The 12,722-nt window shown below is 70.2% G+C and carries 8 protein-coding genes and 1 riboswitch; of the genes, 4 read left to right on the plus strand and 4 right to left on the minus strand.

What is annotated here, in order from left to right; genetic code table 11:
* Positions 1-21 precede the first annotated feature (21 nt).
* Both YU1_RS0104370 and YU1_RS0104375 read left to right on the plus strand, forming a co-directional pair.
* The gene (locus tag YU1_RS0104370; RefSeq protein ID WP_029003018.1) at positions 22-840 is read left to right on the plus strand and encodes a M55 family metallopeptidase; all 819 of its coding nucleotides are present in this window, start codon (positions 22-24) and stop codon (positions 838-840) included.
* A gap of 9 nt (positions 841-849) precedes the next feature.
* The gene (locus tag YU1_RS0104375; protein ID WP_029003019.1) at positions 850-1,779 is read left to right on the plus strand and encodes an isoaspartyl peptidase/L-asparaginase family protein; all 930 of its coding nucleotides are present in this window, start codon (positions 850-852) and stop codon (positions 1,777-1,779) included.
* Positions 1,780-1,831: 52 nt separating this feature from the next.
* Here the strand turns inward: YU1_RS0104375 and YU1_RS0104380 are convergent, their stop codons facing one another.
* The 3 genes from YU1_RS0104380 to YU1_RS0104390 all read right to left on the minus strand — a co-directional run bounded on the left by YU1_RS0104380 (position 1,832) and on the right by YU1_RS0104390 (position 6,948).
* Positions 1,832-2,338, minus strand: a complete 507-nt coding sequence (locus tag YU1_RS0104380) for an acetone carboxylase subunit gamma (RefSeq protein ID WP_029003020.1) — start codon at positions 2,336-2,338, stop codon at positions 1,832-1,834.
* Between the two features lie 85 nt (positions 2,339-2,423).
* Positions 2,424-4,754 carry a hydantoinase B/oxoprolinase family protein gene (locus YU1_RS0104385; protein WP_029003021.1) on the minus strand — a complete coding sequence of 777 codons (2,331 nt, stop codon included), beginning with the start codon at positions 4,752-4,754 and terminating at the stop codon, positions 2,424-2,426.
* A gap of 40 nt (positions 4,755-4,794) precedes the next feature.
* The gene (locus YU1_RS0104390) at positions 4,795-6,948 is read right to left on the minus strand and encodes a hydantoinase/oxoprolinase family protein (protein ID WP_029003022.1); all 2,154 of its coding nucleotides are present in this window, start codon (positions 6,946-6,948) and stop codon (positions 4,795-4,797) included.
* A 468-nt stretch (positions 6,949-7,416) separates the two neighbouring features.
* Between YU1_RS0104390 and YU1_RS0104395 the strand changes: the two genes are divergently transcribed.
* Positions 7,417-9,321: a sigma-54-dependent Fis family transcriptional regulator gene (locus tag YU1_RS0104395; RefSeq protein ID WP_035713833.1), complete on the plus strand. Its 1,905-nt coding sequence runs from the start codon at positions 7,417-7,419 to the stop codon at positions 9,319-9,321.
* Between the two features lie 4 nt (positions 9,322-9,325).
* On the opposite strand, the gene YU1_RS0104400 is transcribed toward YU1_RS0104395, so the two are convergent.
* Positions 9,326-11,689: a heavy metal translocating P-type ATPase gene (locus YU1_RS0104400; protein WP_029003024.1), complete on the minus strand. Its 2,364-nt coding sequence runs from the start codon at positions 11,687-11,689 to the stop codon at positions 9,326-9,328.
* 186 nt (positions 11,690-11,875) lie between these two features.
* Between YU1_RS0104400 and YU1_RS0104405 the strand changes: the two genes are divergently transcribed.
* Positions 11,876-12,301, plus strand: coding sequence for a MerR family transcriptional regulator (locus YU1_RS0104405; protein ID WP_029003025.1), 426 nt, complete (start codon positions 11,876-11,878; stop codon positions 12,299-12,301).
* 132 nt (positions 12,302-12,433) lie between these two features.
* Positions 12,434-12,642: riboswitch (cobalamin riboswitch) on the plus strand.
* Positions 12,643-12,722 lie beyond the last annotated feature (80 nt).

Genomic DNA, 12,722 nt, shown 5'->3' on the forward strand with positions numbered 1-12,722 from the left:
GCGAAGCCAAAGGTCAATTCCATGAAGGTCTACATCTCCGCCGACATCGAGGGCGTGGCGGGCGTCGTCTCCCCGCAGCAGGGCCAACCCGGCAATGCGGAATACGAGCGCGCGCGGCGGCTGATGACCGAGGAGGTCAATGCCGCCATCGCCGGCGCCTTCGCGGGCGGGGCGAGCGAGGTGCTGGTCAACGACAGCCACGGGCCGATGACCAACATCCTGCCCGAGCTGCTGGATGCCCGCGCCGACCTCATCCTCGGCAAGCCCAAGCGGTTCAACATGGCGGCGGGGCTGACCGGCGACTTCGACGCGCTGTTCCTGGTGGGCCACCATGCGGCGGCCTCAAGCTTCGGCGTGCTGGCCCACACCACCAACAGCTTCGCCTTCCGCGAGGTGCGGCTCGCCGGCCGGGCGCTGGGCGAGCCCGGCATCTACGGCGCCTATGCGGGCCTGCTCGGCGTGCCGGTGGCCCTCGTCACCGGCGACGACCGCCTGGCGGCGGAGGCGGGCGCGCTGTTCCCGCAGGCGGAGGCGGTCTGCGTGAAGACCGCGCTCGGCCATCGCGCCGCCCGGCAGGTGTCGGTGGAGAGGGCCTGCGCGGCCATCGCCGCCGGGGCGACGCGGGCGCTGCGCGACATCCGCGCCATGCGCCCCTTCGTGATCGAGGGCCCGTTCGTGGCCGAGTTCGTGATGGCCAGCCCGGCGCTGGCCGATCAGGGCGCGGTGCTGCCGCCCGCCCGCCGCCAGGACGCCACCACGCTCGCCTTCGCCTGCGCCGACGCGGCCGAGGCGGTGGGCTGGATGACCGCTTTGTCCGCCATGTCCGCCGTGCTGCGGTAAGGAGACGCCATGCCTGAGTTCACCCCCGTCCTCGCGCTGCACGGCGGCGCCGGCACCATGAGCCGCGCCCGCATGACGCCGGAGCGCGAAGCGGCCTATCGCGCCGGCCTCAATGCCGCGCTGGCGGCCGGCCGCGCGGTGCTGGCGGCGGGCGGCGCGGCGCTCGACGCGGTCACCGCCAGCGTGATGGCGCTGGAGGATGATCCGCTGTTCAATGCCGGGCGCGGCGCCGTGCTGACCAGCGCGGGCACGCAGGAGATGGACGCCGCCCTCATGGACGGGCGCGACCGCCGCGCCGGCGCGGTGGCGGGCATCTTCGGCCCGCGCAACCCCATCCTCGCCGCCCGCGCGGTGATGGAAAGGACCGAGCATGTGATGCTGGCAGGCAACGGCGCGAACGCCTTCTGCCGCGAGATCGGCCTCGAGATCATGCCGGTGGACTATTTCCTCACCCCCGCCCGCCAGGAGGCGCTGGCCCGCGAGCTGGAGCGCCGCGCCAGCGGGGCGGCGGATGACGGCGACGCCGCCCGCAAGCACGGCACGGTGGGCGCGGTGGCGCTCGATCGCCATGGCCATCTGGCGGCGGCCACCTCCACCGGCGGCATGACGGCCAAGCTGCCCGGCCGGGTCGGCGACAGCCCGGTGATCGGCGCCGGCACCTTCGCGGACGACGCCACCTGCGCCGTCTCCGCCACCGGCCACGGGGAATATTTCATCCGCTACGCGGTGGGCCACGAGATCGACGCCCGCATGCGCTGGGCCGGGCAGGACCTGGCGACGGCGAGCTCCGGCATCATCGCCGAGCTGGCGCCCCTCGGCGGCTCCGGCGGGCTGGTCGCGGTGGACCGCACCGGCGCCATTGCGCTGCCGTTCAACAGCGAGGGCATGTACCGCGCCTGGGTGGGCGCCGACGGCGTCCCGCACACCGCCATCTTCTGACGCGAACGGCCGGTGCCCAGGGCACCGGCCATCGCTTCGACGCGCGCGGCGCTCAGGCCTCTACGCGCTCGGGCACCGGCAGGCCGAGCCAGTCCTTGTAGAAGGTGTCGATGTCCGGCTCGAAGTCGCGGATCACCGGATACCAGGGGGTGGGCGCCTCCACGTCGTGCAGGGTGGCGCATTTGGGGCAGTAATATTCCCGCAGCACCTGCCAGGTGGAGGTGGGCGTCATCAGGCGCGGATAGATCTCCTCCATCTTCTCCGGCGTGTCGCGCACGTTGACGCAGGCGAACAGCTTCCAGTTCTCCCGCCAGCCGCAGAAGTCGTGGCCGCATTCGCAGCGGATCTTCCACGCCTTCGTGTCCTTGCGCTGGACCATGTAGAGCTTGGGGCCGAGCGGCAGGATGATCCTGTCGTCCCAGCTCACCCGCTCCTGAAGGATCTCCAGATAGAGCGAGAAGCGCTCCGGATCCTTCGGGGTGGAGAGCATCTGGTGCAGCGTGTCGTGGTCGATCTTGCCGTCCACCAGATCGGCGATCTTGGCGCGTGTATAGGCCATGGGTGTCCTCCTGATGTTTTGATGATTTGGGCGAAGGGCGCCGGCGGGAGCCTCCCAGGGGAGCCCCGCCAGCGCCCGGTCCTGCCTATTGCTCCACGAACTGCACCGTCTTCACGTCCGGCAGCTCGGAGACGTCCATGTGGTAGTGCGAGCCGTAGTGCGGCACGCCGATCTCCTCCTCCAGCAGCTTCCAGTCTTCCGGCAGGTCCCAGAACGTCTGGAAGTCCTTGAAGAACTTCGGCCCCAGCTTGAAGGAGGAGGCGAACATCTGCTTGACGTGGTCGCCGGCCTCCTTGGCCAGGATCTTCTCCCGCTCGCTTTTCATCCACTCGCGCGTCGGCACCGACTTGGCCAGCCGCTCGCGGCGGATCTCGGCGCGCCGGGCCTCCGTCGCCGGGCCGTCCAGCGTGAAGGCGCCGTCCGCCGCCTTCGCCGCCACCACGCCATAGACCTGCGCGGCGAAGCGCTCGACCAGGTAGCCGCCGTTCAGGTCGTCCACCACGCTCTGCGGCTCGCGGTCGAGCGGATCGCCGAAGCCGGGGCCGCCGCGCATGTAGTTGAGGTAGAGGTCGTAGTCCTTGAACATCTCCTCGGTGGTGATCGCCTGCTTGTCGCGCTTGATCTTGGCGTCGGGCATCAGCGCGTCCCACACCGGGTTCTGCGGGTCGGTATCGCCGCCGAACGGGATCGGCGCGCCGGAGGCGATCAGTTCCTTCAGCCCGGTGTCATGGGCGGCGAAGCGATAGCCGGAGGCGGCCGGATAGCCGCCCATCAGCCCCCAGTCGGAGGACATGTGGCCGTTGCCCATGAAGAACATGGTCCAGTCCTTGGCGTTCCAGACCATGCGCAGGCTCTCGAAGCCGCAGCCGCCGCGATACTTGCCGGCGCCGCCGGAATTGGCCTTGATCTGCCGCCCCAGATAGACGAGCGGCTCGGCCAGTTCCCAGATCTCCATGTCGCCCATGTCGCCTTCCGGGTTCCAGATGGCGGCGGCGTGGGAGAGGCCGTCGTGCACGGCGGTCGCCCCGGTGCCGTTGGCGGCGCATTCGAACGAGTTCACCGCATGGATCTCGTCATACTGGTTGAAGCCGCCGCCCTGAAGCCAGTTGGAGGTGTTGGCATTGCCCGCGTTCACCTCCTCCAGATAGCCGCGCCCGTAATAGGAGCGCGAGAGGCCGCGCCACAGCGCGGTCCAGGACGACACCAGGAAGTGCCAGGCGTAGGAGAAGGCGACGCGGCGGTCGTCCGGGTTCATCCAGGTGCCCTTGGGCAGGCGGAACTCGGTGCCGTAGGCCGCCCCGTCATTGATCATCTCGGACGGGATCAGCGTCTGCGTCATCATCACCCAGATGCCGGAGGTGAAGCTCACCTGATGGGCATTGTAGGTATGCCAGCCCCAGCGGCTGGCGCCCTCGAAGTCGAGCCGCCAGGTGCCGTCGCCGCGGATGGTGATCTCCGAGGGCGAATGCATGATGGTGTCGAGCTTGGCGAAGTCGGAGGGCACCCGCACGTCCTCATGGGCGTAAGGCACGTCCACGAAGCCCACCTGCCGGTAGGTGCCGGGAATGGTCATGGCCTTGATGCGGTTCTGCAAGCCCTGCCGGCCGTGCTCCACCGCCTCATAGGCGAACTTCCAATAGGCCTCGATACCCTCCTCGGCGACCACTTCCTCCACCAGCTTGCGGATCATGTGGCAGCCGGCGATGCGGGTGCGTTCGTCCAGCATCCAATAGCGCGTGGTGCGCACCATGCGCTGGCTCTCGTGCAGCCAGTCGCGGAACAGCGTGTCGTTGGCGCCCACCTTGCGGCAGGTGATCTGGTAGCCGTCGCCGAAGCGCTGCACCTGCCCGGTGGACATGGAGCCGGGGCCGACCGAGCCGGTGTCGATCACGTGGGTGACGCCGCCCACCCAGCCGATCAGTTCGCCCTCCCAGAAGATGGGCACGATGGTATGGATGTCGCAGGGATGCACGTTGCCGATCAGGCAATCGTTGTTGCAGAACAGATCCTTGTCATGGATGCCGGGATTGCTCTCCCAGTCGTTCTCGATCATGTATTTGATCGCCGCACCCATGGTGCCCACATGGATGATGATGCCGGTGGAGGTGAGGATGCTGTCACCCGCCGCATTGTAGAGGGTGAAGCACAATTCGCCCTCCTGCTCGACGATGGGCGAGGCGGCGATCTTCTTGGCGGTCTCGCGCGCATCCACCACGCCGGCCCGCAGCCGGGAGAACAGCTTGTTGTAGTGGATCGGCTGGGTGTCGCGCAGCTCCAGCTTTTCGAGGCCCGCATAATGCTTGGTGCGGCGGGTCGCCTCCATCAGGCGGTCGCGATGCTCTTTCAGGGTTTCCCCGCCGCGCACGATGCCGCGCGTGGCCCCTTGGGTTTCGGTGGCCCGGACATTGATGTTCATCTTGGCGTTTCCTTGAATGGGTGTGGAGTGAGGGCGGCGCTCAGACTTCCTTGAGGTGGAAGAGGCGGTGGCCGTCGAGGAAGGTTTCGAAGCCGTCCGGCACCACGAAGGTGGTGGCGTCGGATTCGATGATGGCGGGGCCGGCGACGCGGTTGCCGGGGCGCAGGCTTTCCATCCGGTAGAGTTGCGCATCCACCCAGCGCTTCTTGCGGTAGAACTTGCGGGTGCCGAGGAAGGCGTCGGCGGGCGGGGTCTCGCCCTCCAGCGGCTCCTTGGGGATCTTCGGCTTCTGGATCGGCACCGAGCCGCGCATGATGGCGCCGGTGACCGAATAGCCCAGCTCCGGCGAGCGGGCGGAGGCGGCATAGACGCGGCCATAGGTGGCGTTGAAGGCGTCCACCAGCTTGGCCCAGTCTTCCGCCGTGTCGGCGGAGGGCAGCGGGGATTCGATCTCCAGATCGTTGAGCTGGCCGCGATACTGCATGCGGTAGCCGGGCTGGAGCGTCACCTGGTCGGCCTCGTAGCCGTTGAGCTTGAACTCCTCCAGCACGTTGCGGGTCAGTTCGTCCCACGCCCCCTGGAGGGTTTTCGCCGCCTTCTCGGACAGATCGTCCGGCGCGTCGGGGGCGAGGTTGATGTCCAGCGACTTGTCGTAGCGATATTCGAAATCCGCCGCCGCGCAGCCGAAGGCGGAGAAGCCGGCGGCCCAGGCGGGCACGATCACGTCCTCGAAGCCGAGCCCTTCGGTATAGCCATAGGTGTGCACCGGGCCGGCGCCGCCATAGGAGAAGCAGACGAAGCTCTGCGGGCTGTAGCCCTTGGCCGAGATCATCGAGCGCAGATAGTCGCGCAGGTCGCTGTCCAAGAGCTCGATCACGCCCGCCGCCGCATCCTCCACCGAGAGGCCGAGCGGATCGGCCACCTGGGCCTTGATGGCATCCACCGAGCGCTGCCGGTCCAGCTTCACCGCGCCGCCGAGGAAGTTGTCCGGGTTGAGATAGCCCAGCACCATGTGGCAGTCGGAGATGGTGACGGTCTCGATGCCGCTCTCCTTCCAGCACACGCCCACCCGGTAGCCGGCCGAATCCGGGCCGAGCTTGATCGCCTTGGTGTAGGGATCGAGCCGGATGAAGGAGCCGGCCCCGGCGCCCACGCTGTCCATGGCCACCAGCGGCAGGGAGAGGACGAGGCGGGCCATGTCCGGGTCGTTCTTGATCGTCAGCTCGCCCTGGGTGATGAGCGCCACGTCGAACGAGGTGCCGCCGATGTCCGAGCAGGCGATGTTGTTGTAGCCCAGCACCTCGCCGAGATATTTCGCGCCGATGACGCCGCCGATGGGGCCGGAGACGATGGTGCGGGCCAGTTCCTTGGCCTTCCAGGAGATGGTGCCGCCATGGGTGGCCATGACGCGGAAGTCGAACTTGGTGCCGTGCTCCTTGAAGGCGTCGGAGATCTTCTTCAGCGTCTGCCGCGAGGGCTCGGCCGCATAGCCTTCCAGGATGGTGGTGTTGGTGCGGTGGGTCTCCTTGCGCACCGGATAGTAGTCGGCCGAGGCGAACACCGGGATCGCCTTGCCGCTCTTGGCGATTTCCTCGGTGACGATGTCGCGCACCCGGCGCTCGTGGGCCGGGTTCTTGTAGGAATGCAGCAGGCTGATGACGATGCCTTCCACATCCGCGGCGATCAGGTCGCGGGCGGCGGCGCGGGCGGTCTCCTCGCGCAGCGGGATGACCACCTTGCCGAACATGTCGGTGCGCTCGGCCACCCCGCGGGTGAGGTTGCGCGGCACCAGCGGCGGGTCGTAGCGGTGGGTGTTGAGGTGGATGCGGTCCTCATAGGCATAGCCGAGGTAGCATTGGATGGCCCGGCCCATGCGGTGGAAGTCCTCCATGCCCGCATTGACGATGAGGCCGCACTTCAGCCCCTTGCGCTGGACCACGCGGTTGAGCATGGCGGTGCCGGAATAGACGCCGGTCTGGAGGTGCTTCAGGCCGTCGGCCAGCGACAGGCCCCAGCTGCCGAGGCCGTCCTCGCTGGAGGCGATGAGGCCGAGGGCCTCGTTCTGGGGCGTGGACTGGGCCTTGCCGACGACGAAGTCGCCGTCCTGGTCCACGAAGAAGGTGTCCGTCATGGTGCCGCCGGCATCGATGCCGAGCACCTGGACATTGCGCAGAATTCCCACGGGCACGTTCACGTGTCGTCCTCCCTGTTGGACCGGCCTTGTTGGCGTGCCGGTTCGGGATAGGAGTGGCAGGATGCGTGCCAGCGGCGGGACAGGGCGCGAAATCCCGTAGAGCCAAGACCTTGATGATGGCGGGGCCGGCCATTGATTTCGCGGGACTGTCCGGAAACCGGACAGGTGTCGTCCGCCGTCCGGTCAATACAGCCGGACAGCTCGGCGGGGGCGCCGATGCACTTGCTTTGATCGTCGCAAGCGGCGTATCTTCTGGCGATAAGTCGATCGGCGTATTGCGCATAGAATTCGACGCATTTGGGAGAGGAACAGCCACCGAGGAGCGGGGTGGGGGGCTTGCGAGCCCCCGCAGGCGCCCAGCGATCCCCGGCGCGGTGGCCAACGGTCTTGGCGGTGCGATCCCGGCCGTGCGCTGTGTGCCAGGCGCTCCGGGAACGTTCGTGCCGTCCGGCCGCGGAGGCAGCGCCGGTGGTGTTTCGCGAGATCCAACGGGCCTGGGAAACCTTCCAGCAGGGCGGCGCGGCTTCGGACGCGGTGCGGCCGGGCGTCGTCGCCTCCTGGCATCGTTCCCGCCAGCACCAGATCGCGGTGTCGCGGGCGGAGGCGCCGGTCATCAGCGAGGGCGAGCTGCACCGCAGGCGCCAGCAGAACATGCGCCTGCTGGCCGCCGCCCGTCCCGCCATGGAGGACGCGCGCAGCTGGCTGGCGGGCGCCAATTCCATGCTCATCCTCACCGATGCCAGCGCTACCATATTGGAGACCGAGGGCGACGCGCGGGCGGTGGACATCGGCCACCAGGTGAAATTGCAGAAGGGCGGGGTGTGGCACGAGGCCGGCATCGGCACCAATGCCATCGGCACCGCGCTGATCGCCGGCCAGCCGGTGCAGATCCACGCCGCGGAGCATTTCTGCGCCGCCGTGCAGCGCTGGACCTGCGCCGCCGCCCCGGTGCGCCATCCCGAGGACGGCGGGGTGATCGGCACGGTGGACATTTCCGGCTCCACCGACACCTTCAACCCGCAGAATCTGGCCCATGCGGTGACGCTGGCGCACCATATCGAGGGCGTCATCGGCCGGCGCATCGCGGGCGAGCACGACCGGGTGCTGCGGCATTTCCTGAACAAGCGCTCATTGTGGCTGAGCGAGGAGATCGTCGCCTTCAGCCGCTCCGGCCGGCTGATCTATTCCACCGACAACAGCCTGCGCGAGATCGCCCGCCGCAACGCCGCCGTGCTGGACGACGGCCGCCTCGCGCCGCTGCGCGACGCCGATCCCGCGCAATGGGCGCGGCGGGTCGCCGAATGCCTGCCGGGGGCGAGCCTGGAGATCGTCAGCGACGGCGGCGAGGAGATCGGCGGCGTGCTGGTGCTGCATGCCCCACGCGCGACGAAGGCCGCCGCCCGCCGCCATCCCGCCGATCCGCCGCCCCTGGCCTTCGATGCCCTCATTGGCGAGAGCGCTGCGCTGCGCGAGGCGCGCGAGACCGCCCGCCGCATGGCCGGCAGCGGGCTGCCGGTGCTGCTGGAGGGCGAGACCGGGGTGGGCAAGGAGGTGTTCGCCCGCGCCATCCACGGCGCCCGCGCCCCGTGCGGGCCGTTCGTGCCGGTGAATTGCGGCGGCCTGCCGCGCGACCTCATCGCCAGCGAGATCTACGGCTATGAGAAGGGCGCCTTCACCGGCGCCGACAGCGCCGGCCGGCAGGGCAAGGTGGAGGCCGCCGACGGCGGCGTGCTGTGCCTCGACGAGATCGGCGAGATGCCGCTGGAATTGCAATCCTATTTGCTGCGGGTGCTGGAGGACGGCGTGGTCTACCGCATCGGCAGCCATGCCGGGCGGGCGGTGGACCTGCGCCTCATCTCCATGACCAACCGCGACCTCGCCCAGGAGGTGGCCGCCGGCCGCTTCCGCCGCGACCTCTATTACCGCATCGCCGCGCTGCGGCTGCGCGTGCCGCCGCTGCGCGAGCGCGGCGACGACGTGCTGCTGCTGTGGGACCATGCCGCCCGCAACGCCGCGCTGCGGGCGGGCCGCGGCCCGGCACGCCTCACCCCCGCCGCCGAGGCGGCGCTCGTCGCTTATGCCTGGCCGGGCAATGTGCGCGAGCTGCGCAACCTGGTGGACATGCTGCACGCCACCCTCTCGCACGATGTGGTGGACGTGGACGATCTGCCGCCCGAGCTCACCAGCGCCCAGGCCGGCGCGGCGCCGGAGGGGATGGCCAAGCTGCGCACGGTGGAGGAGGCCGCCATCATCGCGGCGGTGGAGGCCTGCGGCGGTAATCTGTCGAAGGCCGCCAAGAAGCTCGGCATCGCCCGCTCCACCCTCTATGTGCGGCTGGAGGCCATGCCGGGCCACCGGGTGAAGGCCAACTGAGTCCTCACGCCGCCGCCGTGTCCCCGGCGCGCGGCGCCGCCACGGCGGGCGGGCGCAGCAGGCGCAGGGCGTTCAGCGTCACCAGCACGGTCGCCCCGGTGTCGGCCAGGATGGCCGGCCACAGGCCGGTGATGCCGGCGATGGTGGTGATGAGGAACACCGCCTTCAGCCCCAGCGCCAAAGTGATGTTCTGGCGGATGTTGCGCATGGTGCGCTTCGACAGCGCCACCAGCGCCGCCACGTCGCCGACCCGGCCGTGCAGAATGGCGGCGTCCGCCGTCTCCAGCGCCACGTCGGTGCCCCCGCCCATGGCGACGCCCACGTCGGCGGCGGCGAGCGCGGGGGCGTCGTTGATGCCGTCGCCCACCTTCAGCACCACCTCGCCCTGCCGCTGGAGCTCGGTGACGATGCGCTGCTTGTCCTGCGGCAGCAGCTCGGCCCGCACCGCGATCCCCAGCCGGGCGCCGATGGCGCCGGCGGTGCGGCGGTTGTCGCCGGTGAGCATGAGCGTGCGGATGCCGGCCTCCGCCAGCGCCTTCAGCCCCGCCGCCGCGTCCGGGCGCGGCTCGTCGCGCAGGGCGATGGCGCCGGCGACGATGCCGTCCGCCACCAGCACGGAGACGGTCTTGCCTTCGTCGTTCAGCCGGGCGACGGCCTCGCGCTGCCCCGCCGTGAGCCCCCGGAGGTCGTCCGCCGCCTGGGGCGAGCCGAGGAACACCTCGGCCGTCCCCACCCGGCCGCTGACGCCCTTGCCGCCCAGCGCCTTCGCCTCGGCGACGGCGGGCACGTCGAGCCCCTCCGCCTCCGCCTGCTCCAGGATGGCCTTGGCGAGCGGGTGGCTGGAGCCGGTCTCCAGCGCGGCGGCGAGGCGCAGCGTCTCCGCCTCGGTGCCCGAGAAGGCGATCACGTCGGTGACGCGCGGCGTGCCGGCGGTGAGCGTGCCGGTCTTGTCGAAGGCGGCGGTGGTCACCTTGCCGAAGGCTTCCAGCACCGCGCCGCCCTTCATCAGCAGGCCACGCCGGGCGCCGGCCGAGAGGCTGGCGGCGATGGCGGCGGGGGTGGAGATGACCAGCGCGCAGGGGCAGCCGATCAGGAGGATGGCGAGGCCCTTGTAGATCCAGGCGTCCCACGCGCCGCCGAAGGCCAGCGGCGGCACCAGCGCCACCAAGGCGGCGACCAGCACGACGGCGGGGGTGTAATAGCGCGAGAAGCGGTCGATGAAGCGCTCGGTGGGCGCCTTGCGCTCCTGCGCCTCCTCCACCAGCCGGACCACGCGGGCGATGGTGTTGTCCTGCGCCGCCGCCGTGACGCGCACGCGCAGTGCGGCATCGCCGTTCACCGTGCCGGCGAACACGGCCGCGCCCGCCCCCTTGCGCACCGGCGTGCTCTCGCCGGTGACCGGGGCCTCGTCGATCGGGCTCTCGCCGGAGAGGATCTCGCCGTCGGCGGGAATGCGCTCGCCCGGCCGCACGAGGATGCGGGCGCCGACCGTCAGGCTCTCGGCCGGCACCTCGCGCGCCTTGCCGTCGGCTTCGAGCAGGGCGGTCTTCGGCACCAGCGCCGCCAGCGACTGGATGCTGGCCCGCGCCTTGCCGGCGGCGACGCCTTCCAGCAGTTCGCCGATGAGGAACAGGAACACCACGGCGGCCGCCTCCTCGGTGGCGCCGATGACGACGGCGCCGACGGCGGCCACGCTCATCAGCATCTCGATGGAGAAGGGCGTGCCGGCGCGCGCGGCGGCGAACGCGCGGCGGGCGATGGGCACGAGGCCCACCAGCATGGCGGCGGTGAAGATCCAGGCATGGAGGCCGGGCACCAGCAGGCCGAGGCCGTAGGCGAGGGCGAGCGCGCCGCCGCTGGCCAGCGTCAGCCGCCCCTTGCCGCTCCGCCACCAGGGGCGGCTTGCGGGCGCGGCCGCCGGGGCGGGCGGGGCCTCGGCGGCGTGGCCGTGGCCGGCATGGTCATGATCCGCATGGCCCGGCGCGGAATGGTCATAGCCCGCGAGATCATGGCCCGCGTGATCATGGCCCGCGTGGTGGTGCCCGGCGTGATCCTGGCCGGCGTGGTCATGGCCGTGGCCGTGGTCCTGATGCCCGTGGCCGCCGCAACAGGGGGCGGGGGTCGCCGGCGCGGGCGCCGAGGCGGTAAGCGGGCGGGTCGGGTATCCGAGCGTGGTGACGCGGGCGGCAATGGCGCCGTCCAGCGCCGCGTCGCCCGCATGATGCACGGTCATGGTGCCGGCGGTGACCGAGATGGACACGTCCGTGACGCCGGGCATCCGCCGCACCGCCGTGTCGATCTTGGTGGCGCAGGAGGCGCAATCCATCTCCTCGACGCGGAAGCGGCTCGGCAGGGTCCCGGTGGTCATGTCTCGTCTCCCATGGTCTCGCACCACGATCTTGGGGAGAGCCGTAATTCCTCTAGCCGCTATAGGAGCAAGCGCCTTTTTCCGCCGGCGGTCCCGCGCGCGTCTCCCCCGTCGCGCTTCCCTTCCGCCGCGCGCGACGCCATATGATCTCCAGTGCCTGGAGGATCCGGCGGGAGGAGTTCGGCCATGCGCTACGACATCACCATCGGCGAGGCGGCCCGCATCAGCGGCGTGAAGGTGCCGACCATCCGCTATTATGAGCAGATCGGCCTGCTGCCCGCGCCGCCGCGCACCGAGGGCAACCGGCGCACCTATGACGACAGCGACCTGCGCCGGCTGGCCTTCATCCGCCATGCCCGCGAGCTGGGCTTCGAGGTGTCCGGCATCCGCACCCTGCTGGCCTTGCAGTCCGACCTCACCCAGTCCTGCGGCGCCGCCGACGCGGTGGCGCGCGAGCATCTGGCCGAGGTGGAGAAGCGCATCGCCAGCCTCACCGCGCTGAAGGCGGAGCTGGAGCGGATGATCGAGGGGTGCAGCCACGGCCGCCTCGCCGAATGCAAGGTGATCGAGGTGCTGGCCGACCACGGCAAGTGCGAGCACGCCCACCATTGAAGCTGCCGGCCGGCGGCGCGAGCCCGCGCAATCGCAGGACTGGGGATGCAGCCGGTAGTATGTCGCAGGCCTGCCGGTCTCAATATCTGGTGTTTTTGGCGCATGGCCTGTTGACGCGAGGGCGCCCTGTCCCCTAGCTTTGGCGCTGACGGTTCCCCGCAAGGGATCAAAAGGGAACGCGGTGCGGGCAGGGCTTTGGCCTCGCCTCACGCCGCGGCTGCCCCCGCAACTGTAAGCGGCGAGTCCTGCGTCATCAGCCACTGGGCCTCTTGCGGCCTGGGAAGGCGACGACAGGGCAGCGACCCGCGAGCCAGGAGACCTGCCGTCGTCCGTGGTCACACGCGAGCACATTGGGCGGGGTGTCCTGATGGTGGTGAACGCCCGGATGCCGGAGCCGCCAGCAAAGGGCGGGGCGTGGGGC

The sequence above is a fragment of the Azorhizobium doebereinerae UFLA1-100 genome (assembly GCF_000473085.1).
GTDB classification, from domain to species: Bacteria; Pseudomonadota; Alphaproteobacteria; order Rhizobiales; family Xanthobacteraceae; genus Azorhizobium; species Azorhizobium doebereinerae.